We start from the raw sequence: 25584 nt of genomic DNA, 5'->3' as shown, positions 1-25584 counted from the left end.
ATGTTATTTTTTTGAATAAATTTAATTTAATTTAATTGACGAGGATAATATATCAATGAAAATGGCTTTTCGGCCGACTGATTGTTGGCGTTGGTATTTTGACAGCGAATACGATAGCCTAATGCTTGAAGTTTCATCTGAAATGCTATTCCGTTCTTGTTATCCAAGTAAAATGTTAATTCCTGATGTTTTTGGTGAATTTTCATTTTCTGTTAGCGATGCAACGTCTTATTACCAATTTCGTGATGGTTGCCAGTTACTTGATTTGACTGATGCACAAAAAATTGAATTATCCATTAATGCGATTGTGGCAGCTAATTTTTTAAAACCTCAAATGCCCAAGAGCTGGTATTTTTCTCAACAGCCAATGCTATACGTTCCAAAAGTCGCAGATGTTGTCGAGGTAAGTTTGCAAGAAGGTGGGCAAAAGGTTTATTTGATGATTGTCGAGGCGGGTGAAAATGCTTCGCTTTGTATTATTGCGCAACCTTCTTTTGTTGCTATGAGCAAAACGTTTATGTTTTCTGAAGCAATTAAGGTGATGAATGATAGATTAAAGCCTGTAGAGGAAAAATTAATTGCACAAATACCAGTGTTAGATAATTTTGAATTTAAAGCTATTTCTTGATTAGTTCAAGTATAATATCTCCTTTAGGAACGCAACTACAAGCTAAAATTCGATTATTGCGTTTTACAGCTGACTGAGTTAATGCGCTTATTTCTCCCTTTCTCAAAATAACTAAGCAACGTCCACAAACAGCCGAACGACAAGAATAAGGTAATGCTATTTTATGCTGTTCTAACTGCTCTAAAATAGTTTGCTTATTATTACCTTTAATGGTTTTTCCTTCAAAAGTGATTGTACAAAGTTGTGTTTTACGTTTTGTTTCTGGTGGAAAGGTTTTAATATAGTTTTTGGCTATTTGCCTTTCCAATATTTCTATTTTATCATGAACTGAGATTATTCCATGATTTCGGGCAATCATATTCATACCAAAATTAATTTGACCTTGTTCATCAGCTCTAAAATAACGTAATGTTTTCAACGGTTCATTATTGGCTAATGGTTTTGCAGAATTGACATCCATTGTTGTTAGTACGCATCGAGTACAAGGTTTAACGATATCAAAAATCACCTCGCCAATTTTAATTGTCTTCCAACCATCTTCAGCAAAAGGTAGTGCACCATGGATAATAATATTTCCCCGAAATTGCCTAATATCGAGTTTTTCTGGGCATTGATGTTGTAAATAATCAAATGAAGCTTTGTTTAATAACAAATAAGGATAACCATCAGCAAAACTAACGGGCACTTCTGGGTAGCGTTTTGTTCTGCGTGATAATTGATACCCAACCCAACGCAGTTGGACATCTTTTTGAAGAATATGGCTAAAAAATTGATTCACTCTTATAGGAGCAATTTGTGAAGTGAAATGATTTCCCCAAACTTCTGTTGGTTCTTGTAAACTTGAAAATTCATCAAGATTAAGGCTGATTGGCGTAGTTGATGGATGTGAAATATGGACTTCGCTACCAATAATGGTAGCACTCAGTTTTAATAACTGTGGATACTGCCTTGCTGTAATAAATGTACCATCAGGCTCGCTAATCATCAAAATACGATCGTACTCAAAGCCACCATCGACCGTATTTGCTTTAGTAAGTTCTATACCTTGAATCGATTTGATTGGATAGATGTATAATTGATTGACGGAAATCATAATCCCTTAAGTAAATGGTAAATATTGGTATGATTATATACTTAATTACTCGTATTTTATAGACAATAGAATGTCAGATTAAGAGTAATAAAAACCATGATTGTTTAATTTGAAACACACAACTTAAGAGGCAAAGTCAGTATAGCTAATCCCTACAATATAATAAAACATTTTGCCATTTGGGGTGATAACGGCTATTTCATCATCGACTTTATGTCCTATTAGTGCTCTTGCGACAGGGCTGTTGATAGATATCCAATTTTTTTTAGGATCAAACTCATCCGCTCCTACAATGCGATAAACATATAAGTTTCCATTTTCATCTTCTAATTTTACCCATGCACCAAAAAATACTTTGCCTTCTTGTCTAGGGTCTGGCTCAACAATTGTCAGTGTTTCTAATCGTTTGGTTAGAAAACGAACTCGTCTATCGATTTCTCTTAACCTTCGTTTGCCATAGATGTATTCGGCATTTTCACTGCGATCACCAAGCGCAGCTGCATCCGATACTGCTTGGGTAACTTTAGGTCTTTCTTCTTTCCATAAATATTTTAGTTCACGATCGAGTGCTAAATAGCCTTCTCTTGTTATATAATTAGCTTTTTGCATGTTGAAGATAAATTCCGTTAATTGACAAAATATTCAGAGATACCATGATAAATAATCAAATTAGTCATATTATAGCTGGTGAACTTATAGTAAAACCAGAACAAGTTTTAGCTGCGATTCAATTATTAGACGAAGGCAGTACTGTTCCATTTATTGCTCGATATCGAAAAGAGGTAACAGGTGGGCTTGATGATACCCAATTACGTACTCTTGATAGCCGATTAAGCTATTTACGTGAACTTGAAGATCGCAAAAAAACGATTTTAAAGTCCATTGAAGATCAAGGTAAATTAACGCCAGCATTAAGTGAACGTATTGTATCAACGTTGAGTAAAACCGAACTTGAAGATCTTTATTTGCCATATAAACCTAAGCGCCGTACTCGCGGTCAAATTGCCATTGAAGCGGGTCTTGAACCACTTGCCGATGACTTATGGCAAAATCCTGCATTAAATCCAGAAATCGAAGCAGAAAAATATCTCAATGTAGATAAAGGTATTACTGATACAAAATCAGCTTTAGATGGTGCGCGTTATATTTTAATGGAAAAATTTGCTGAAGATGCGACATTACTGGCAAAAGTACGCCATTATCTTTGGAATAACGCTCATTTAGTTTCACAAGTGGTGAGTGGCAAAGAAGAAGAGGGGGCAAAATTCCGAGATTATTTTTCGCAAAGCGAACTTATTTCTAAAGTTCCATCTCATCGTGCATTAGCTATGTTCCGAGGGCGAAATGAAGGCTATTTACTGCTCTCGTTAAATGCCGATCCACAATTTGAAGAGCCACCAAAAGAAAGTTATTGTGAACAAATTATCACTGAATATTTAGGTGTTCATTTTAATGATCAGCCAGGGGATAAATGGCGCAAAGCCGTTATTAATTGGACATGGCGCATTAAAATTTTAATGCATATGGAAACTGAATTAATGACAACATTACGAGAACGCGCCGAAGAAGAAGCGATTAATGTATTTGCTGCCAACTTGCATGATATGTTAATGGCAGCTCCGGCGGGTATGAAAGTGACTATGGGTATGGATCCAGGGTTACGTACTGGGGTCAAAATAGCGGTTGTTGATGCAACTGGCAAATTAGTTGCGACTGAAACAATTTATCCACATACTGGGCAAGCCGATAAAGCCGCTATGATGGTGGCAGCGCTTTGTATCAAATACCAAGTTGAATTAGTTGCTATTGGCAATGGTACGGCTTCGCGCGAAACTGAGCGTTTTTACCTTGATGTTCAAAAAAAATACCCAGAGGTCAAAGCGCAAAAAGTGATTGTTAGCGAAGCTGGAGCGTCAGTGTATTCAGCATCCGAACTTGCGGCGCAAGAGTTTCCTGATCTTGATGTATCGATTCGAGGTGCGGTATCTATTGCTAGGCGTTTACAAGACCCATTGGCAGAGCTTGTTAAAATCGATCCTAAATCAATTGGTGTGGGTCAATATCAGCATGATGTAAGCCAAACTCAGTTAGCTAAAAAACTTGATGCAGTTGTTGAAGATGGTGTAAATGCCGTTGGTGTTAATTTGAATACCGCCTCAATGATGCTACTTGCACGTATTGCTGGACTTAATAAAGTGATTGCCCAAAATATCATTGATTGGCGTAATGAAAATGGACAATTTACCGACCGTAAGCAGTTATTAAAAGTATCACGCTTAGGTCCTAAAGCATTTGAGCAGTGTGCTGGTTTTTTACGGATTATGGATGGTAAAAATCCACTTGATGCATCAGCGGTTCATCCAGAGGCTTATCCTGTCGTAGAGCGAATTTTAGAAAAAAATCATAAATCATTAAAAGAGATTTTAGGTGATACAAATTACTTAAAATCGCTTAACGCAGTTGATTATGTTGATGACCATTTTGGCGTTCCAACTGTAACTGATATTATTAAAGAGCTCGATAAACCTGGACGTGATCCAAGGCCTGAATTTAAAACCGCTCAATTTGCTGATGATATCGAAACGATGGAAGATCTAAAAGTTGGCATGATTATGGAAGGTTCGGTAACCAATGTAACCAACTTTGGTGCTTTTGTGGATATTGGGGTGCACCAAGATGGTTTAGTGCATATTTCGGCACTCTCAGATAAGTTTGTTGACGATCCAAGAACAGTGGTAAAAGCTGGTGATATTGTTAAAGTGAAAGTGATTGAAGTTGATATTCCACGCAAACGTATCGCTTTATCAATGCGGTTAAATGATCCTGCTATTTCGAAAGCTGACAATCGTCAATCTATTAATAAAGGGAGCGTCAATAATACTCAAAAAACGCATACATCGTCTAGCGTCAATAATGCGATGGGTAATGCATTTGCTGCCGCGTTTAAAAAAAATAAATAAACAACATGTTAAAAATTAAGGGACGATTGTCCCTATTTTTTTATTAAAGTCTTTCCGATATATAGCTATTTTAATATTGAATATTATCAATATGAATTTTAGTTTTTTAGCAAAAATCATCAATAACAATCTGTCCAAATATTGTTCTAGAACAGATAAGAAAAATGAGCAAACTTATCACCTTACCTAAATCATGTTACAATCAAAAATGGATTATTTCTTAAAAGATTTATCAGAAATAAAAGTAATAGGAAAAGGACTATCAAAAACAATGAAAAAATATTTTAATGTTGTTCCACTGACATTATTGGTTATGCTGTCAGGATGTGATAAAAGTAAAGTAAAATTAACGGAAGAAATTAAAGCAACACTGGAAGATCAAGACAAACCAATTTGTTTCTATCTAGGCAAAGTAACATTCCCTTACCTTAAAAAAGATCTCAGTTATCCAGCAAACGAACGATCGGAAGTGTGGATAAACAACGAATTAAATCGGCGATTAGAAGTTTTTACGAGCTTAGGTTTATTAGACCGTTCACTAGATGCTAACAACCAAACATCAACCTATCAATTAGCTAAATTAAACAGCGACACAAAATTTAAAAAAGGTAGTTTTTGTTTTGGACAAGTGACTTTAGATAAACTATTTGTTTTAGATATTAGCAATAATGTAAATTCATTTGCAACAGTCACTTATAATATTGAACAAATTCCTTCTTGGGTTAATAATGATATTTTTAAACAATATTTTTATGCTGGAGAGTTAGACGAAAATAAAAAAGGTGCGCATTTTGCCTATAGTTACCCTAAACTCATCGATGGGCAATTTCCAAATCAAATATCGTCTAGTATTAAGTTAGCTAAATTGGTCAATGGTGAGTTTATCTTTGATAACGATGATTCAGTAAGACAGTCATTTTTTTATAGTGAAGATGAGAACAAATGGGATCAGGAACATTTCACTTATGCATATTACGATAAAGAAAAAGTAGCAAAAATAAGAAAATATTTTTTTTCATATAATCGAATCATTAATGATTGGGGTATAGAATCAGATCCCGTATTATTTGCAAAAACAAATCCTTCAGAAAATTTAGCTCGCTCAACTAACCAAGTTGTAATGTATTACTTTTTTGATCATGCCCTTACCCAAAATCGTATCAAGTCGGCAACAGGTAATATAAAAAATAAGTTATTGGGTCAATACCAAAACTTGCTGAATAATGGTGGTAGCTCTGTTTTTGAAATGAATTTCGATGATAGTGGGTTAGTTACTTCTTTTGTTGATACAAATAAAGGTTATAATTATGTAATGAAGCGTAGTATTGTCGCTTCTGACGATTTAGAAACAGAACGAACGAGCTGGAAGTTTTATGATGATTTTACCATGTCTTTGCCTAGCCAAGATCAAAACTATCTTAATCCATTTGCAACCGATAATTATAATAAAACCGATTTATTTGATATTTTCCAAACAGACTACAGCACAAAATTTGTTCAAAGAATGGGTGAGTTAGATAAACTCCGCTCTGTTTATGTCGGTTACGATGATGAAGATAAGATACTATTTTTTGATAATAATATGACATTTCAATATAATAATAAAAATCAGTTGATTTCTAGAGTGATCGAGAATTACACATATACTATGGAGTATAATAAACAAGGTCAGCTAATCAAATTAAAAAAATATTTTGATAACAACAAGAAAGCAACTCTTGAGTGTCAATTTTCTAAACATAATGAAAAAGGTGATTGGATAGTTAAAGAGTGTGATGATCACATGATAACTACACGAACTATTGAATATTATTAATAAATTTCATGATATTTTGATAAGTTACTAAATAATACTCATTCAATATTAAACACAACAAAAAACTGTAGTGCCAACAATGGGGTATAAACCTTGAACACGGCACTACAGCTATGTTAGCTTAATTACGATTACCGAATAATAGGGTGATTATTCTCGAACAATGTATCCCTAATAAATATTTACGCTCAGGCAGGCTTAAATAATTTAGTTGTTTATAAATTGTGTTGGTTCATAATCAGATGCGTTAATTGGAGAATGTTCCTCAAAATATTGTTTTACGACATCAGCATCTCGATAACCAGTATCTACATAAGTTGGTGAAGTATTGGTTATTGGATAACTATCACCACCAGCTGCTAAAAAATCTAGTGTAGCAATACGATATGATTTTTGTAAATCAATGGGTTCATTTTTAATTTTTACATCTTTAATGTTATCGCCATATCGTGTTAGGGTGATATTTTTCAGGTGTGGATATCCACCTGAACCTTGTTTTTTATTGAGTGCTATTTTTAGGTAATCGATTAATTCGCTACCAGTCAATTCAAAATAAACAACACTATTACCAAAAGGCTCAACTTTTAGGATGTCGCGATAAGTAATATTACCTTCAATTAATGAATCGCGAATCATGCCACCAGACATAATGCCAATGTCAGCCTTGGTTTTTTCAACAAAAGCACTGAGTAATAACTGTCCCATATTACTTTGTTGATATCTTACAACATTGCGATCACCTTCAAGGCGACCGATTAATTCACCACTTTTAACCAGTAATTGTTGTTTACCTTGTTCTTGATAAGGTTTTAAATTTTCGAGTAATGTTTTATCTTGTAAGATCTCTTTAGTGTAATATTCAAGGCGTTTTGTACCGTCACCATTATCTATTTCTTTTTTTAAATTGATTGGAATTAACTGGTAATTTTGCAAAGTTATTTTGCCATTTAAAAAGACAAAATCAGCACGCCCAACATATTTACCCCATTCATGGGCTTGTACAATCCATGTGCCATTTTGTTTATCGGGTGCGCAGGGAGTACCCGGTACATATTCGGTAATGCGTTTATTTGGGCTTGCCATACAAACAGGATTTTGTGAATGACCACCGACAATCATATCTAATTCGCCACTTTGCAAGCCTCGGGCTAATTCAACATCACCGGGTGCCATCGAGCCATGTTCACCATTTTCGTAATGTCCCATATGTGTAACGGCAATAATCATATCTGGACTTTCTGTCTTTTTTATTTGGGCAATAACTTTTTGTGCTTCGGGTAATGTTTTTCGAAATTCAACGCCATCAGTATTTTTGGGAGAGGCTAAAAAAATTGTATCATCTGTGGTTAATCCAAATACCGCTACTTTAATGCCATTTAAATCAAATATTTTGTAAGCATCAAAAACACGATTATCAGTACCTTTAAAGTAAGTATTGGCAGATAAAAATGGAAAATGGGCCCATTTTTGTTGTTCACGAATAACGGCTAAAGGGTGATCAAATTCATGATTACCCACCGCCATTGCATCATATCCAACTTCATTCATACCCAAAAAATCTGGTTTGGCTTGAAGTACATCAGATTCAGGAACACCAGTATTAATATCACCACCAGATAGAAGTAACAACTTGCCACCTTTCGTGACTACCTCCTTTCTTATTTCATCAACAACTGTTTTTTGTGCAGCAAGACCATATTCACCGATATCATTTTGCCAAAAACGACCATGGTGGTCGTTAGTGTGTAAAATAGTAAATTTATAAGGCTTGTTTTTTTCCCAACTTGGTGTTGTTGATTGTATTGTTGGATCAGCCGCTATAGCGTTAACTGAAAATAGCCCCCAAACAACAAGCAGTGATATTTTTTTATAAAAATTTGAGTTATACATGGTGCATCCTAAATCCTTATTGCCAATGATTACTCAGTAATCACTTTATAAATCAGTTGCGGTTCATTGGCACAATCACTAATAATAATATTGTCATATAATTTTTGCTTAATCGCATCAAGTTTATCTGTACTCGCATGAATGGTTAACAACGTTTCACCTTCGGCAACCTGATCGCCCACTTTTTTATGTAACACGATTCCAACTGCTGGATCAATAATATCCTCTTTGGTTGCGCGCCCAGCGCCTAGTTGCATTGCCGCAATACCAATTTGATCTGCAATAATTTTTGATACATAACCTGATTTAAGAGCCGGTAGAGCAATTTGGTAAGGTGCACTAGCCAGTTTTTCAGGATGATCAACAATTGAACTATCACCACCTTGTGCTTCAATTAAGGTTTTGAATTTCTCGATAGCTTTGCCATTTTTAATGACTTCTTGAAGTTTTGCTCTAGCTTCTTCCAAGGTTTTGGCTTTATTGGCAAGCACAACCATTTGGCTACCTAATGTTAAAACTAATTCAGTTAAATCAGCGGGGCCATGACCCTTTAAAGTATCAATGGCTTCTTTTATTTCTAGCGCATTACCAATTGCAAAACCAAGTGGTTGTGACATATCTGAGATGATTGCCATGGTTCTACGACCAATTTGGTTACCGATATTCACCATTTCATGGGCTAATTTTTCGGAGTCAGCCATATCTTTCATTAGCGCGCCATCACCAGTTTTGACATCCAGAACAATAGCATCAGCGCCAGCGGCTAATTTTTTGCTCATAATTGAGCTTGCAATAAGCGGAATAGAATTAACTGTTCCTGTTACATCCCGTAACGAGTATAGCTTTTTATCTGCTGGTGTTAGATTGCCAGATTGGCCAATCACGGCAAGGCCTTTATGATTAACTTGATTAATAAAATCTTGTTTACTTAGTTCAATTTTAAATCCTGGAATAGACTCAAATTTATCGGTGGTACCACCGGTGTGCCCAAGTCCACGTCCTGACATTTTAGCTACAGGCACATCTAAGGCTGCAACTAAAGGAGCAAGCACTAATGTTGTTGTATCGCCCACGCCACCTGTTGAATGCTTATCCACTTTAATGCCTTTAATTGAAGAAAGATCTACTGTATCGCCTGAATGCATCATTGCGCCGGTTAAATCTGCACACTCTTTTGATGTCATACCTTGATAGTAAATTGCCATTAATAAAGCACTAACTTGATAATCGGGAATTTTGCCGTCAGTGTAGTTTGTAATAAAAAATTGTATTTCCTCGGTTGATAGCGCTTTTCCGTCGCGTTTTTTTTCAATAATATCAACAAATCTCATAACGATACTCTCTTATATTGATAATAGGGTGAATCTTTAATTGTTAAATCACCCTAAGTGTAATGGCTTAATTAGGAAAATGATTAAGATTAAATTAGTCCAAATCACTTGGTGAAAAAGACCAAGGTAATAATTCTCCAACAGTGGTTTCCTGAATTTTACCGTTCATATTGGTCAAAATAACTGGCATATTTTTAGCACAAAACTCGCTAATAACTTGGCGACAAGCACCACAAGGTGAAATAGGTCCATCCGTATCACCAATTACCACCAATTTTTTGAACTTACGTTTACCTTCTGATACCGCTTTAAAAATCGCTGTGCGTTCTGCGCAGTTAGTTAAGCCGTAAGAGGCATTTTCAACATTGCAACCTAAAATTGCTTCATCATCTTCAGTAATGAGCACTGCGCCAACTTGAAATTTAGAATAAGGTACATAAGCTTTAGAACGTGCTGCTTTAGCAAGCTCAATTAGTTTTTCTATTTTCATATTTATAAATCCTTTAGGGCATAATAATACTAATTAATTTTGGATCTGAGTGTTAACCAATGATTGTAAATCAAGTCGATAAACCCCAAAACCTGAGGCATCTTTTTCGATAAAGTGAATAGGGTATATTGAATGTTTTTCAATATAATCTTTAGCTTCATCAGTTGGTGATGATTCAAAACGAATATCCAAATTGGTATCGCTAATTATTGGGGCAATTCGCCAATTATTGTCGACGGTAACTTCTACAGCGCCGTATTTTTGGGTGGTGTTGGTGATATAAGCTGAAAGAATCACTCTTAAATCATCAGGTGAATTAAATTTGACGTTTTTTTCACCTGTTCCCGGAAATATACCGCTATAAGCACGATAATTATTGGTGGCAATTAAAAATGTTTGGTTGGGATCAATCGGTTTTTGTTGATAAGTTAGATTCTTAATTCTTTCTGATGAAGGGTTAACTAACTGACAATTTGCATCATAACGCGGTGGTTTAGTGACATCTATTTGATAATTCACACCATCAATGGTATCGAAATTATAGGTTCTAAATTTGTCCCAATTAATCAAATATTGTGGTTGAGATGAATGGGAATCGATTTGGTTATAGACACTAGCTGAACATTCTAACCACTCTTTAACGTCTTTACCTGTCAGTTTTATAGCAGATAAAATATTCGGATAAAGGTAGATATCTGCCGCATTTCTAAATGACAAATTACCTTTTTTAACATCAACAAAAGCGCTGGGATCGTTTTTCCTGCCACCTGCTTTAAATGGTGCAATGGCCGATAAAACAGGTAATCCATCAAGGTCAGGATCGCCTTGAATAAATTGCTTAACGTAATCGATCTGCGCATCGCTAATTATTTGTAATGCAGAGCTATCTTCAACCAAGGCCAAATAACTAGTAATATCAGTTGAAACCTTACCAATTGGTTTGCCAACAAATTCACGCGTACCTTGGTGATCTTCGGTTAGAATATCAATAATTTTGGGGTCTGCTTCAACTAGTGCTTTTTTATTTTTGACATCATAAATCGGTCTAGCTTCAGATTTGCCTGACGTCACTTGCCAATTAGATTTATCGCCATCAAGCACTAAATCCACCACGCCCAAATGGCTACCCCAATGTCCGGGCATAACAGCTGGCACATGATTAATGTTACCTGTTTTGATATCGGTATTTGGTAATGATTTAAACTCCTCGCTTGGGAACACGCCATGGGCATGGCCAAACATAATTGCATCAATACCTTTAACTTGACTTAAATAATAAACCGAATTTTCGGCTAAAGCTTTATAAGGTTCAGAAGAAACACCCGAATGGGGAATGGCAATAATGATATTAGCGCCTTGCTTTTTCATTTCTGGAACCAAGTGCTTGGCTGTTTCGGTAATGTCTTTAACCACAACTTTACCATCAAGATTAAGTTTGTCCCATTGCATAATTTGTGGTGGCACAAAGCCAATATAGCCAATTTTTATTGTTTGCTTATTGCCGCTTCTATCAACGACGGGGGTATCGACAATAAGATATTGCTTAAAGAACGGCTTATTGGTTTTAGCATCATAGACATTTGCATTAACATAAGGGAATTTAGCACCAGCAAGGCTTTTTTGTAAAAATTCCAAGCCAAAATTAAATTCATGATTACCAATATTACCAACAACATAATCAAGTGTATTGAGTGCCTTATAAACGGGGTGAATATCGCCATCATTAAGGCCTTTATGCACGGCATAATCAGCCATTGGGCTACCTTGAATCAGATCGCCATTATCCACAAGAACGCTATTTTTAACTTCACTTCTTGCTTGATGAATTAAATTGGCTGTTTTTACTAATCCAAATGTATCTATAGGTTGATCTTTAAAATAATCATAGTTCATCATATTACCATGTAAATCGGTGGTTTCTATAATTCTTAAATCAACCGTTGCAGCATTAGCAATACCGGAAATAAATAGGGGTAAAAAGGTCAGGATGCGTTTATTTTTTTTCATGCGAATCTCCTATTATTCTGCTAACTAAATTAGTTAACGGACATGGCTAGCAACTGCTTTTGATATTTTAAAAATCGTTCAATGATTGCTGGATTATATTTCTTATCATTAATGCATTTTTTCATCACCTGCTTATCATCAGAGGTAAAACATGAAAAAACATGCTCTATCAAACGACTTTTAACCGATTCTTCGGCAAATGCGGCCTGAATGCCACACAGCGTTATGTCGAGCAATTCTAAGCGTGAAAATGCAAATATGGATTGGGCAATGCTATATTCTTTTTCAATATCGGTGCCAAAAATTCCTGCATCATCCGTATTGAGAGTAATGCGAACGCCTTGGTCATAAAGCCGTCTTATTGGGTGCTGATAGATATCGCCGTGTAGTTCATTAACCAAAATACGATTACTGGTGAGTGCAACTTCTAGGGTGATGTTGTTCTTAATCAGTTCATTAATTAGATTTTGATCATCAATGGCTTTAATGCCATGCCCAATTCTTGTTGCGCCATGTTTTAATGCTTGAATGATGCTTTCTGCTGGCTCAATTTCGCCTGCATGATAAGATTTTTGTAAGCCTAATTTAGATGCTAATTGATGTGAATCTTGAAAATCATCGAAATGACCTGCTCTTTCATTGCCTGCAATGTTGAATCCAGTAATAAAATGGTGAGGATTATTTTCAATAAATTTCAATGTTTCATGGACAATTTTAGCACCAAGATGTCGAACGCCGATAACATGATACCTAACGGTAATATTATGATTTTTTTGGACGTCAATAATGGCTTTATCCATTTGCGTTAAGGTTTGTTGGAATCGTTTTTTATCCCAAGTCATCTTGCCATCAAATTCGGTTGCACAGATATGGTAAGGAGAGATAAAAAGTTCACAGTAGATGAGTCCCTGTTTGGCATTTCTACTCAAAAAATCAAATGTAATTAAATAATAATCTTCTGGCGTTTTTAAAAAGTGAGAAACGGCATCATAAGTTTGAATAAATTCTATGAAATTTGTTTCATCATATCGATAACGTCCATTTTGATACTCTTGCTCATCATATTCTCCCTTTTTATAACATAAAGAACTAGGAAAGGGGATCTGATTTTTATCAGCTAACTTTTGAGCCATAATAGGAGTAATGCTCCCTTCAATGTGCTCATGTAATATGACTTTGGGTATTATTTGATTGTTCATTAGGTGTTTAATCTATTTAAAATGAGCTAAATGGTTTTTAGTAATAATGACATTAAAACACTTATCAAAACTAAAAATAGCATATTTATTGTTGCTAATTATAAGCTAGGGTATTTTACCTTGATAAGACATCTTTCTGCCATACCTTTTGCATTACTTATTTATATTTTTGTTTGGTAAATCATATTTTTACGCTAATTTTGTGCTAGAAAAAGGCAACAACTTATATTGTTGCCTGCATATTGATTAAGTGGTTGGAATGAACAACCACTCAATGAATTATTTATTGATGGTCGCAGTTGCTTGTGGATTTGGATTCTCGTTTTTAAAAATCAACATAAACACAATAGCTAGAACCAAAGCATAACTTGCAAAAACAAGCCAGACCGTTTGCCAATCAATGCCACTTGTAGTTGTGTAATGATCGACTACAAAGCCACTAATTACTGAACCTAAATAAGCACCAAGTCCATTAGTCATGGTCATAAATAATCCTTGAGCACTATTACGAATGGTTGGAGATACTGATTTTTCAACATACATTGAGCCTGATATATTGTAAAAGTCGAAGGCACAACCATAAACAATCATTGAAAGAAATAATAGTACAAAACCGACAGGAGATGGGTCACCATAAGCAAATAAACCGAAACGTGCCACCCAAGCAAACATACTAATTAGCATAACATATTTGATACCTAAACGTTTCATAAAGAAAGGTACAAATAAAATAAATACCACTTCTGAAATTTGAGAAATCGACAACAATACAGAAGGATACTTAACTACTAAACTATCGGCATATTCTGGAAATTTTTCAAAATCATGCAAAAATGGGTTACCAAAAGTATTGGTGATTTGTAAAATGCCGCCTAATAAAACCGCAAATAAAAAGAAAATAGCCATTCTAGGTTGTTTGAATAAAACGAAAGCATCTAATCCTAATGAACTAATGATGCTTTTTTCTTCAGTAGCATTTTTAGCAGTTGGAATCAGTGGTAATGAGAGAGAATAAAGGCTAAGTAACAAAGAAGATGCAGCAGCTATATAAAGTTGCATGCTACTAAGTTCTAACTGTAAAAAGCTCACAAGCCACATGGCAACAATAAAGCCGATGGTGCCAAATATTCTGATACAAGGGAACTGAGTAATAACATCAAGTCCTTGTGATTCTAAGCAGGAATAAGAAATTGAATTTGAAATTGCGATAGTAGGCATAAAAGCTAAGCAATGAATAAGTATTACAATCATCATCAAGAAAGGGGATGTTACAGAAGCAGCTATAAACAGTGTTATAGCACCTATCAAATGACAAAGAACATATAAACGATTAGCGGGGATCCATCTGTCAGCAACAATACCAAGCAAACTAGGCATGAACAACGAAGCAATACCCATTGTGCCATATACTGATCCTACTTCAATGCCAGTAAAATCTAATTTACGCATCATGTAAGAACCCAAGGTAATTAACCAGCTTCCCCAGATAAAAAATTGTAAGAAAAATATAACTTTAAGCTGATACTTAATATTCATTTATGATTCCTTATTAATGAGATCTTGGTGTAATCTATTATCTAAACACCAATATAATCATTATTTGATAAATAAAAATAAAAAATGGCAGATTACCTGCCATTTTTTTAGTTTTGATTTAATAAAACAGATTCTAGTGCAACTGTGATCATTTCTTTAAAGCCTAACTGTCTTTGCTCTGCCGACATTGCTTCGCCTTTTCGAATATGATCCGAAACCGTGCAAATGGCCAGTGCTTTAGCGCCATATTCGGCAGCAACTCCATAAATCCCAGCCGCTTCCATTTCAACACCTAAAATATTATATTTTTCCATAACATCAAACATATCAGGCTCAACGCTATAAAAAAGATCGGCAGAAAAAAGATTACCCACTTTCACATTTACACCTAACTTTTTAGCCGCATTGACGGCATTACAGGTCAAATCAAAATCAGCGATAGCGGCAAAATCATGATCTTTAAAACGTAAGCGGTTAACTTTTGAATCGGTACATGCACCCATTCCAACAATAACATCGCCCACATTAACATTAGGGCTAATTGCACCACACGAACCAATACGAATAATGTTTTCAACACTATAAAATTTAATTAGTTCGGTTGTATAAATAGAGCAAGACGGAATACCCATTCCATGTCCCATAACTGAAATTTTTTGGCCTTTATAATAACCCGTAAAACCTAACATGGCTCTTACATTAGTTACTTCTTGGGCATTTTCTAAAAAGGTTTCTGCAATAAATTTTGCTCGTAGCGGATCGCCAGGCATTAAAACGGTTTTTGCAAAAGCATTATCAATGGCATTAATATGCGGGGTAGACATCAACTTCTCCTGATATTTGTTTCTAAATCAATATTACTTAAACTTAAATTACTTATTTTTTTATAAACGATTTACCATAATCCATTGGTGATAAGCCAAAATAATCGGCAATACTTTGCCCAATATCGGCAAAGGTTTCACGATGACCTAAAGATCCAGTTGGCACACTATTTCCATAAACAATGACAGGTATATGTTCGCGAGTATGATCAGTGCCAGGCCAAGTTGGATCGCAACCATGATCGGCACTAATAATAAGTAGATCGCCGGGATTCATAAGCGCTAACATTTCAGGTAGGCGACGATCAAAATATTCTAACGCAGCAGCATACCCCGAAACATCGCGACGGTGTCCATATGAAGAGTCAAAATCGACAAAATTAGTAAATACGATAGTGTTATCTTTTGCTTGTTTGATTTCTTCAAGTGATGCATCAAATAAAGCTTCAATACCGGTTGCTTTCACTTTTTTGGTAATTCCAACTTGGGCATAGATATCGGCAATTTTACCGATGGACACCACTGTGCCTTGTTTTTCATCAACCAACTTTTTAATCATTGTTGGCGCTGGTGGTTCAACAGCAAGATCGTGACGATTACCAGTACGCACAAATTCGCCCGCTTTTTTACCAACAAATGGTCTTGCAATAACACGGCCAATATTATAATTACCCTTATTTAGTTCATCGCGAGCAATTTCGCAAACTTCATAAAGTCTATCTAAGCCAAATGTTTCTTCATGACAGGCAATTTGAAATACTGAATCAGCAGAAGTATAAAAAATAGGTTTGCCAGACGCCATATGTTCTTCACCAAGTTCATCAAGAATAATTGTGCCTGATGAGTGACAATTACCAAGATAACCGGGTAGTTTTGCGCGAGAAACAATCTTATCTAAAAGATCTTGAGGAAAGCTGTTAGTCGTATTAGTAAAATAGCCCCAGTCAAAAAGGACTGGTACACCTGCAATTTCCCAATGTCCTGAAGGTGTATCTTTACCTGATGAAATTTCACTGGCATAACCATATGAACCAATAATTTCGCCTTCTGTCATCATGCCTTTAGGATATGCTCCGGTTGACTCATAGGCGGCTTCTATTAAGCCTAATTTTCCTAGATTAGGTAATTTTAATGGTCCACTTCGACCTTGTTCCGCTTTACCTAATGCACAAAACTCAGCGATATGACCCAATGTATCAGCACCTTCATCCCCAAATTTTTTGGCATCTGCAGCGCCGCCGATTCCAAAGGAATCTAGGATCATAATAAAAACTCTTTTCATAATTTCCTCTAACTCATAAGCAAAACTTAACTTGCGCACAATCAATATAATCAATAATTGCTAATCAAATAACATTGGTTGTTTTTCGTGCTAGCAATAAGTAATTCAGACTATAATTTATAAAAAACATCGCTTGGTTAGTTATAATACACGATAACAAAAAACAAAAAAGATTTAAGCGTTACTTTAGTCGAATATTTGTATAAATAATGTGATGAATTTGATAATAGTCACACTATTGTCGAAAAAAAGTAAATAGACTAATTTTATGAAGTGCACGATTAATAGCAAATTTAAAGAAAATTTAAAATTATTCGCGATCAAATAATTAATCAAATAAGCTTAACCAATGTGGTAATATAATCAGCAAATGCAATAGAGCCCAAATCATAACAATAACAGATAAAATCGAATTACACTTGGGTGTCTACTTTCACAAAATAAAGGTAGTGATTAATGAAACAAAAAATTCCTAATACATTTGGTCTAACTGTTTTTGCACAAAAAGTTGTCACGATCACTACGGTCGAACAATTACAACGAGTTTGGCAAGATAACTCTCAAAATTTACCTATTATAATTATTGGTGAAGGCAGTAATACTCTTTTTACCTGTGACTTTGATGGTATTGTTATTGTTAATCGCCTAAAAGGTATTACCATAACCGAAACCGAACAAGCGTGGCATTTAAAAGTGGGGGCTGGCGAAATTTGGCATGATTTAGTATCAACAACTATTGCGCAAGATATATCAGGACTTGAAAACCTCGCATTAATTCCGGGGTGCGTTGGTTCTGCGCCCATCCAAAACATTGGTGCTTACGGTGTTGAGTTTCAAAACATTGCTGATTATGTAGAACTGCTTGAGCTTGCTACAGGTAAAATCATCACAGTCACCGATGGTCAATATGGATACCGTGAAAGCATCTTTAAAAAAGCATATTTGCAAGGTTATGCAGTTATCAATGTTGGTATCAAATTACCCAAACAGTGGCAATCAGTACTAACTTATGGTGAATTACGAAACTTTGATCCAAAAAATGTCACTCCAAAAATGGTCTTTGATAAAGTGTGCGAAATTCGCCGTAGTAAATTGCCCGATCCAAAAGTTCTTGGCAATGGAGGGAGCTTTTTTAAAAATCCCGTGGTCGATAAAATTGAGGCAGATAAGCTACTTGAAATTTATCCGAATATGCCAATATATCCACAAGCCAATCATCAAACAAAATTGGCCGCAGGTTGGCTTATCGATCAGTGTGGTCTAAAAGGCTATCAAATAGGCGGAGCTGCCGTGCATCAACAACAAGCGTTAGTGTTAGTCAACAAAAAACAAGCAACTGCACAAGATGTAGTTGAATTAGCTCGTTATATAAAAAAATGTGTATTACAAAAATTCTTGGTGAGTTTATCGCCAGAAATCCGATTTATCGGCAACTCGGGCGAAATTGATGCTGACAGTTATTTATAATTAACGCCAAATTATAACTGCCCGCAAATTATAACCCATAAATTATATGCGATAACATTATGAAACATTCGTATTCATTTCCTATTTTATTAACGAGTTTACTCTTTGTGACTATCTCGTTGTCAGCTCTCAATACGCAAGTACCATTGTGGCTAGTGCGTAATGAGTTTTCGCTTGGGCAAATTGGTCTTGTGGGATCAAGCTATTTTACTGGCAACTTGATTGGTACTATTTTTGCCAATTGGTTTATTAGTAAATTTAATGCTCGGCACACTTATACCTATAGTTGCATTATTTTTGCTATTGCAACTGTTGGCTTAAGTTTTTCAATGAATTTTTATAGTTGGATCATGTGGCGCTTTTTTATTGGCATTGCTTGCGCTGTCACTTGGGTGGTGATTGAAAGTTGCATATTACTCACAGGCCCAGTGCATACACGTGGAAAAATGCTTGCAGTTTATTTAACCACTTATTATTTAGGTACGGTTTTAGGGCAAGCATTGTTACAGTATTTTCCACAAGATGTCTTGTATTTTGGATTGGTTATTATGTTATTAATGGGGCTTGCGATTTTATTTATTTTGCGCACACATTATAAATTACCAAAAAGAAAAAAAAGCAGCTTTGACATTATGCCAATGATATTAAATAAACCCTCTCGGCTTGGGTTAATCGGTTGCGTTATTGCTGGTATGTTAATTGGGTCGTTATATTCACTGTTACCAGTTTATTATTCACACTTGGGTTATAGCGATACTCAAGTTGCTAATCGGATGATTTTACTTATTTTATCAGGGGTAGCAGCACAAATGCCTGCCAATTGGTGTGCCGATAAATTTGGACGGCAAGTTGTATTGCTAATTGAATCGCTGCTCATGTTGGTTGCATGTATTATGCTTATATTTAATTGGTTTGGTGCGCTGGCAATTATCTTATTAGGTGCAACCATTTACACCATTTATCCCATATCGATGGCTTGGGCTTGCTCATGTGTTAAAAAGCAAAATATTGTGGCTATGAACCAAGCAATGCTATTAACTAACACTTTAGGTAGCTTAGTTGCTCCTGCGGTGATAGCATTCATCATGGATAAAACGAGTAATACCTATTTATTTGTTAGTTTTGCTATAATTTCGTTATACTTCGTTATCTTATTAGTTAAAAAAAGAGGAACGGATGCGCAGCCACAAAAATCCACTTAAATTAATTGAAATATTGGCCGATGGACAGTTCCATTCAGGCGAAGAATTGGCAACCATTTTCGGCATAACACGTGCGGGTATTAATAAATATATCAAACAACTGCGTGAGTGGGGGATAGCATTAACGTCAGTGCAAGGTAAAGGCTATTGCTTGGCTTCTCCTCTTAATTTGCTTAATAAAGCTAAAATTGACCAGTATTACCAGTCGAATAGTCAGTGTGAAGTATTACCGATTATTGATTCAACCAACCAATATCTGCTAGATCGAATAGGGCAATTAACATCGGGTGATTGCTGTGTGGCTGAATTTCAATCAAAAGCAAGAGGAAGACGTGGGCGAAAATGGTTTTCACCTTTTGGTAGCAATTTATACTTCTCGATGTATTGGCGATTAGATCAAGGCGTGGCTGCGGCAATGGGGTTAAGTTTGGTGGTCGGGATAGTACTTGCCGATACCTTGCGCACATTATCAGGCCAAGATATCAAAGTTAAATGGCCAAATGATCTTTATCTTAACGACCAAAAGTTAGCAGGAATTTTAGTTGAGCTCGCCGGTAAAACTGGCGACTGTGCCCATGTAGTGATTGGTGTAGGCGTCAATCTAACCATGACAAACCCCGATATCAACATAGTTAACCAAAAATGGGCTAATTTAGGTAATGTTGATCGTAATTTACTTGTGGCGCAAGTTGCCAAAGTCTTAAAAAGTAAATTAATCGAATTTGAAAAACATGGTTTAGCTCCATTTATTCATGATTGGAATAGACTAGATAATTTTGCCAATCGACCAGTAAAACTATTAATTGGCGATAACACTATTCGTGGCATTGCAAAAGGCATTAATGAGCAAGGCGCTTTATTGTTAGAACAAAATGGTAAAATTAATGCCCATATTGGTGGCGAAATATCATTAAGAATTGATGAATAATAAACCCAAAATGATTTAACAAAACTATTCCGCTTGTAACAAGCGGAATAGATTAAGCAAACATATTCTTAACTTTTATTTTTTAAATTTCAAAACCCTAAGAGCATTAGCGGTCACAATCGCAGTCGTGCCTGAATCAGCCAACACTGCTAGCCACAGTCCAGTAAAACCAAACAAACTGGTAATCAAAAAGATCAACTTAATGCCTAATGCAATGGTAATATTTTGTTTAATATTACGACTCGCAAAGCGAGTTAAGCGAATTAACTTAGGCAAACTGAGTAAGCTATTTTTAGTTAATGCGGCATCGGCAGCTTCTAGCGCAACATCTGTGCCACTTCCCATGGCAATACTCACAGTTGCGGCTTTCATGGCTGGTGAATCATTAATACCATCGCCCACCATAGCAATTGACGTTGTGTTACGGATCTTTTCAATGGCAATCAACTTATCGGCAGGCAACAGTTCAGCGCGGTGATCCATACCTAACTGATCGGCAATAGCTTTAGCTGCTCGCGCATTATCGCCTGTTAGCATCAAAGATTTAATACCAAGCTGATTAAGTTCATTCATTGTAGTCTTTGCATCTGACCGCAATATATCTTGCAGAGCAATAATGCCCATCAGTTGTTGATTTGTTACCGCAACCACCACGGTTTTACCTGCACTTTCAAGTTCCGCAATGATTTTAGTGTGTTCATCATTTAAAGGCGTTGAAACGGTCGCAACTTTGTTTGGCGAAACAATATAAAAAGTCTGATTATCAATCTCGCCTTGAATACCAATTCCCGCAATTGCTTTACGATTATCGGCTTGATTAATGCTTAACTGATTTTGTAATGCGTAATCAACAATAGCTTTACCAATAGGATGATGCGAACCACTTTCAACCGAGGCAACCATTGTTAATAATTGTTCTTTGGAAATATCTTGAGCAATCACATTGGTTACTTGTGGTTTACCTTCAGTTAAGGTACCAGTCTTATCAAACGCAACTAGTTTAACCGAACCAATATGCTCTAATGCTGCTCCACCTTTAATTAGCACACCTTGCTTTGCCGCGTTAGACAAGGCCGATGTTATCACCGCAGGCGTTGAAATCACCAGCGCACAAGGGCAACCAATTAATAACAACGTCAAGCCACGATAAAACCAAGTATACCAATCAGCATTAAGCAACAAAGGTGGCACAACAATCACCAATAGTGCAAATAAAGCAATTGTAGGCGTATAGTAACGGCTAAATCTATCAATAAAACGTTCAATAGGCGCTTTGCGCTCTTCGGCATCTTCAATCATCTGTAAAATACGATCAACCGCATTTTGCCCGACTTCTGATACTACTTTAAGTTGAATTGTATTATCAACCACCAGCGAACCAGCCATAATTTTGTCGCCTGAAAGATAATTAACAGGAATGGACTCGCCAGTTAATGCGCTTTCATCAATATTGGCTTGCTCACTCATTAAAATGACATCAGCAGGCAACCGCCCTCCAGATGAAATTTCAATAATGTCCTGGGGTTTTAAACTATGACTGGCAACGGTTTTTCGTACACCGTCAATGATTATCACGGTCTCTTCTGGCATGAGCTGAGCAAGCGAGGAAATGCCTTTTTTTGCTTTACTTGTTGCAACACCTTCTAACATTTCACCAATCATAAATAAAAATATCACCATGGTGGCTTCTTCGGCAGCACCAATAAATAAAGCACCAATAGCCGACACGCTCATTAACGACTCTATCGCAAATGGTGTACCACTGCGCGTTAAAACCAATGCTTCTTTCAAAATAGGAATGAGCCCAACAATTGCCGTCACCATAAAGGCATATTCGCCAACGGTTTGATTACATAACAAAAGGATATAACTCATAACAATTAAAGCGCCTAACACCGCTAAAGGGATTAATGCTTTATTATCAAAACGATGGGAATGCTCATGATGATGTGAATGTTCGGGGGATGATTCAAAAATGGGCTTATAGCCTAACTCGATGATTTTATCTTCGATCAATTTAATCGTTTTTTCATTCTTTTGTGGAACAAAAACGACTAATTTTTCGGTAGAAAAGATAATCTTGGTTTGGCAAATATTGGGTAATGTCTTTAAACTATTTTCAATTTGTTGCGCACAGTTTGCACAATCCATGCCTTTTATTTTCCATGTTAATTTAGTTTGATTGATTTGCCTGTCGGGGTCATCAGGGGGATCGCCAAACTCATTTTTGGGGTTAGTCTTATGGGTACTACCGCCACAACGCTGGGTTGATTCTTGATAACAATTTACAACATGAGAGAAATTTGCATGATTATGCGCCAGATTTTGACAATTATCATGACAACATTCATGGCGGTGATGTTTGTGGTACATTGATTTGTTATTATATAACATAACGTTACCTCGTTTTGGGGATGATTTTGATTGTACGCTAAAAAATAAAAAAGAAAATCATTTTATTTTTAATAATGAGGTAATGGGGGATGACAGATCTTTTGATCCTTTATTAATCTAATATATTTGCATAAAAAAATGTTTCTTCATAAGAAAAGATCATCTTATTGCTATTGGTAATTAAAAGAATACTTGATTCATCACTAGGATAAAAAAAATCGCTCCATGCTTTAATAAAAATCTCCACGGGTACAATAGCACTCGCTTTTCGTTCCCAAAAGAAAAAAAACGATGAAATGTTGGTTAATTTATTTTTAAAAAACAAAGAAGATTCTTTAGGAAAGTTAAAATCCAAATTAATTTTTTCTAGAATAGAATAAAATGATGAATTGATGTTCATTAAATGTTCAAAAGGAAATATCATATCCCAAAAATGACTCGATTCTTCGGTATCAAGGAAAACAATCCTCTTTTTTTCATCAAAGGATAGCAAGCAATCTTGAGAATTAAATCTCCATGCAATAGGATATTTTTTCATCAATGGTGAATAAATTTTTATTCATAAAATATATACCATGGCGAACTATATTTTATCTAACTGCTATTTTTTTATAAAATTTATACAGGAAATCTTTTATTCTTATAAGCAGACCATAAGTGTGTAATAGCCCAGTTAGTATATTCTCCTGCTATAAAGCTCTTGGTTATTATCTCAATATCGTCAGCGATTCGGGATGATATTTCAAAATCATTAATTGCTTTTAAAGATAGCATAAATGCTTTTTCTCGTAATGTGTTAATCAATTTGATTTCCTCATTATCAAAGCTTTTATTTTTTAATGCATTAAAGGTATTCATCCACTGATCATCAAATATATATTCATCTCTTAGATCCAATTGATGATCTGCATCTAATAACTTTAAAAAATCGAAATTTGTTGGAACAGATAAATAATCATCAATTTCAGTAAGATATTTATTTTTCATTTTATGAATCCTTATCTTTTCTTAAAGAAAGTCATTATTCAATTGATAGTTTTAAAGTATATAGCATTAGCAACTAAATTATAATCTTGATTCAGAGATTTAATATTCGCTTTTATGCATCTAAACTTGAATATGGCCTACAATAGGCATTAAAAACGTTTTTATCTAAAGCTATAAAATTATTTATTGAAATAATAATTTGGAATCTTGCTTTCCATACCTTTTAGCTGTTTTCAGTAGTAATATTTTACATTTCTTTCAAAAACATATCTGCATAAGAGCTTAAATCATCTTGATCGTTACCTAGTGAGTGTTTTTCCCCTAATTTAAGCAACCAATCACTAAAATTTTCTAAAAATGATTTATTATCATTATTGACTTCAAATATCGCTGAATCAGAATAAGATTCAACTAATATATCTAATACCTCCAAAAAACCTTGATCATTTTTTAATATCTCCTCAACTTTAAATGCTTGAAGATATTTCATTACATCTATTATCTGAGATAACGTTAAAATAGTTGGACCATTTCTTAGATTATTTAATATTTCTTGGATCATGGCTATTTGCCTAAAAATTATCATCCTATTTTATTGATATTGTAGATGAGTTTTGTGTTTTTTTACTCTATTATTTTGCGGATAGTTACAGGTGCAATATAATTTGGGAATTAATATGATGAATATATTTGATTCGTTTGAAAGTTTTTTAAATACTTTAACCTTAACTTTATCACAAAATTATCACAAAGTTATTAACTATTGAATTTTTAGTTAATTGATTATATTTTATTTTCACCAGTTGATAATGATTCAGCATAACTAAAATACAAATTCAATAATAACCAGATTAGACATAAATGGGATGTTTTGGTCGATTAATCACGCTATAACAAAAGAACGCAACGTACCTTTGGCTATTGTATTGATTGTGTTGGAAAATCATTGCCGCTAGAAGTCATTTTGGGGTTTTCAAACAAATACTATGAAGATCTTATTGAGATTAATGATACTTATTTAGATAGAACACCCGAAAATTATTTTGCCATAGCCAAGTTGAATTATATGATCAGTGAACCACATCCAAAGCTCTTAGAGGATAGAACAAAAATTAATGATGTTGGAATCCATTATATGGTGAAACAGGGGAAAATGACATAATGATACATGTCACAAATTTTAAAATAAAAGATTAATTATGAAATTTATTTATAAAGATGATAAAACAAAATCTATGCACTGGGCATTTTGTGAGAAAAATCATACTCCTTTTATAGAGTTAAGTATTATTAATCATAAATTTACTAATATTTTTTATGATATAAGCAATTATCATATCTCTTTAGAAGAAATTTCTGATGATATAAAAAAATTATATTTAGCTTACATCGAATTTTGTATGCTTTCCGATCCTATAATTGAAGATTCGTATAACCAATACTATTTTTTTAATTTAATCGTAAAAAGTGAGCATGCTAATTTTTTAGCAGAAAAATTATATGATTATCTTTTAGTTAGATTAAGCAATTAAGTTAGAATATTTCCACTA

At 34.9% G+C, this 25584-nt stretch carries 20 protein-coding genes and 1 pseudogene; 7 read left to right on the top strand and 14 right to left on the bottom strand.

Going from position 1 to position 25584, the window contains the following annotated elements; all coding sequences use genetic code 11:
* Positions 1 to 55 precede the first annotated feature (55 nt).
* On the top strand, positions 56 to 628 hold the full coding sequence (locus ACYIAL_RS00585) for a cell division protein ZapC (protein ID WP_202984912.1): 573 nt from the start codon (positions 56 to 58) through the stop codon (positions 626 to 628).
* On the opposite strand, the gene ACYIAL_RS00580 is transcribed toward ACYIAL_RS00585, so the two are convergent.
* Complete coding sequence (locus ACYIAL_RS00580; RefSeq protein ID WP_483750677.1) at positions 618 to 1721, bottom strand: YcbX family protein; 1104 nt, start codon at positions 1719 to 1721, stop codon at positions 618 to 620. The two genes, ACYIAL_RS00585 and ACYIAL_RS00580, sit on opposite strands and share 11 nt — an antisense overlap.
* Positions 1722 to 1844: 123 nt before the next feature.
* On the bottom strand, positions 1845 to 2330 hold the full coding sequence (greB, locus tag ACYIAL_RS00575; protein WP_174795962.1) for a transcription elongation factor GreB: 486 nt from the start codon (positions 2328 to 2330) through the stop codon (positions 1845 to 1847).
* Positions 2331 to 2374: 44 nt separating this feature from the next.
* On the opposite strand from greB, the pseudogene ACYIAL_RS00570 reads away from it, so the two are divergent.
* Positions 2375 to 4600: pseudogene (locus ACYIAL_RS00570) on the top strand (Tex family protein); the annotation flags it as partial.
* Positions 4601 to 4874: 274 nt separating this feature from the next.
* On the top strand, positions 4875 to 6497 hold the full coding sequence (locus tag ACYIAL_RS00565) for a hypothetical protein (protein ID WP_483750676.1): 1623 nt from the start codon (positions 4875 to 4877) through the stop codon (positions 6495 to 6497).
* A gap of 207 nt (positions 6498 to 6704) precedes the next feature.
* On the opposite strand, the gene ushA is transcribed toward ACYIAL_RS00565, so the two are convergent.
* From ushA to ACYIAL_RS00525, 8 genes are all read right to left on the bottom strand, one after another.
* A complete protein-coding gene (ushA, locus tag ACYIAL_RS00560) occupies positions 6705 to 8387 on the bottom strand; it encodes a bifunctional UDP-sugar hydrolase/5'-nucleotidase UshA (protein WP_483750675.1) in 1683 nt (560 codons plus the stop codon).
* Positions 8388 to 8416: 29 nt separating this feature from the next.
* Entirely contained in the window at positions 8417 to 9718 is a 1302-nt protein-coding gene (locus tag ACYIAL_RS00555; RefSeq protein WP_483750674.1) for a pyrimidine-nucleoside phosphorylase, read from the bottom strand.
* Positions 9719 to 9812: 94 nt separating this feature from the next.
* On the bottom strand, positions 9813 to 10208 hold the full coding sequence (locus tag ACYIAL_RS00550; protein ID WP_160402586.1) for a cytidine deaminase: 396 nt from the start codon (positions 10206 to 10208) through the stop codon (positions 9813 to 9815).
* Between the two features lie 33 nt (positions 10209 to 10241).
* Complete coding sequence (locus ACYIAL_RS00545) at positions 10242 to 12215, bottom strand: bifunctional 2',3'-cyclic-nucleotide 2'-phosphodiesterase/3'-nucleotidase (RefSeq protein ID WP_483750673.1); 1974 nt, start codon at positions 12213 to 12215, stop codon at positions 10242 to 10244.
* Positions 12216 to 12244: 29 nt separating this feature from the next.
* Positions 12245 to 13414, bottom strand: coding sequence for an adenosine deaminase (gene add, locus ACYIAL_RS00540; protein ID WP_483750672.1), 1170 nt, complete (start codon positions 13412 to 13414; stop codon positions 12245 to 12247).
* A gap of 279 nt (positions 13415 to 13693) precedes the next feature.
* Positions 13694 to 14950: a nucleoside permease gene (locus tag ACYIAL_RS00535; protein ID WP_483750671.1), complete on the bottom strand. Its 1257-nt coding sequence runs from the start codon at positions 14948 to 14950 to the stop codon at positions 13694 to 13696.
* A 107-nt stretch (positions 14951 to 15057) separates the two neighbouring features.
* Positions 15058 to 15774, bottom strand: a complete 717-nt coding sequence (gene deoD / locus ACYIAL_RS00530) for a purine-nucleoside phosphorylase (RefSeq protein WP_483750670.1) — start codon at positions 15772 to 15774, stop codon at positions 15058 to 15060.
* A gap of 52 nt (positions 15775 to 15826) precedes the next feature.
* Positions 15827 to 17056, bottom strand: a complete 1230-nt coding sequence (locus ACYIAL_RS00525; protein WP_160431065.1) for a phosphopentomutase — start codon at positions 17054 to 17056, stop codon at positions 15827 to 15829.
* Between the two features lie 456 nt (positions 17057 to 17512).
* Here ACYIAL_RS00525 and murB point away from each other — a divergent pair, with 456 nt between their 5' ends.
* Genes murB through birA form a run of 3 tightly spaced genes read left to right on the top strand, consistent with a single transcriptional unit; the run spans position 17513 to position 20653 of the window.
* Entirely contained in the window at positions 17513 to 18523 is a 1011-nt protein-coding gene (murB, locus tag ACYIAL_RS00520; protein ID WP_483750669.1) for a UDP-N-acetylmuramate dehydrogenase, read from the top strand.
* 59 nt (positions 18524 to 18582) lie between these two features.
* Positions 18583 to 19725, top strand: a complete 1143-nt coding sequence (locus ACYIAL_RS00515; protein WP_483750668.1) for an MFS transporter — start codon at positions 18583 to 18585, stop codon at positions 19723 to 19725.
* Entirely contained in the window at positions 19700 to 20653 is a 954-nt protein-coding gene (gene birA / locus ACYIAL_RS00510; RefSeq protein ID WP_483750667.1) for a bifunctional biotin--[acetyl-CoA-carboxylase] ligase/biotin operon repressor BirA, read from the top strand. The genes ACYIAL_RS00515 and birA overlap by 26 nt, the downstream gene beginning before the upstream one ends.
* A 75-nt stretch (positions 20654 to 20728) precedes the next feature.
* Here birA and ACYIAL_RS00505 read toward each other — a convergent pair whose 3' ends face one another.
* The 4 genes from ACYIAL_RS00505 to ACYIAL_RS00490 form a co-directional block, all read right to left on the bottom strand.
* Positions 20729 to 23047, bottom strand: a complete 2319-nt coding sequence (locus ACYIAL_RS00505) for a zinc/cadmium/mercury/lead-transporting ATPase (protein ID WP_483750666.1) — start codon at positions 23045 to 23047, stop codon at positions 20729 to 20731.
* A 112-nt stretch (positions 23048 to 23159) separates the two neighbouring features.
* Positions 23160 to 23585 (bottom strand): hypothetical protein, encoded by a 426-nt coding sequence (locus tag ACYIAL_RS00500; RefSeq protein WP_483750665.1) that lies wholly within the window; start codon positions 23583 to 23585, stop codon positions 23160 to 23162.
* Between the two features lie 80 nt (positions 23586 to 23665).
* The gene (locus ACYIAL_RS00495; protein WP_483750664.1) at positions 23666 to 24034 is read right to left on the bottom strand and encodes a hypothetical protein; all 369 of its coding nucleotides are present in this window, start codon (positions 24032 to 24034) and stop codon (positions 23666 to 23668) included.
* Positions 24035 to 24281: 247 nt separating this feature from the next.
* Positions 24282 to 24596 (bottom strand): hypothetical protein, encoded by a 315-nt coding sequence (locus tag ACYIAL_RS00490; RefSeq protein ID WP_483750663.1) that lies wholly within the window; start codon positions 24594 to 24596, stop codon positions 24282 to 24284.
* Positions 24597 to 25233: 637 nt separating this feature from the next.
* Between ACYIAL_RS00490 and ACYIAL_RS00485 the strand changes: the two genes are divergently transcribed.
* The gene (locus tag ACYIAL_RS00485; protein WP_483747094.1) at positions 25234 to 25566 is read left to right on the top strand and encodes a hypothetical protein; all 333 of its coding nucleotides are present in this window, start codon (positions 25234 to 25236) and stop codon (positions 25564 to 25566) included.
* Positions 25567 to 25584: the final 18 nt, after the last annotated feature.

This window comes from Gilliamella sp. X-57 (assembly GCF_057063565.1).
The sequence above is the reverse complement of the archived record's forward strand: the minus strand, read 5'-3'. Positions and strand labels throughout refer to the sequence as shown.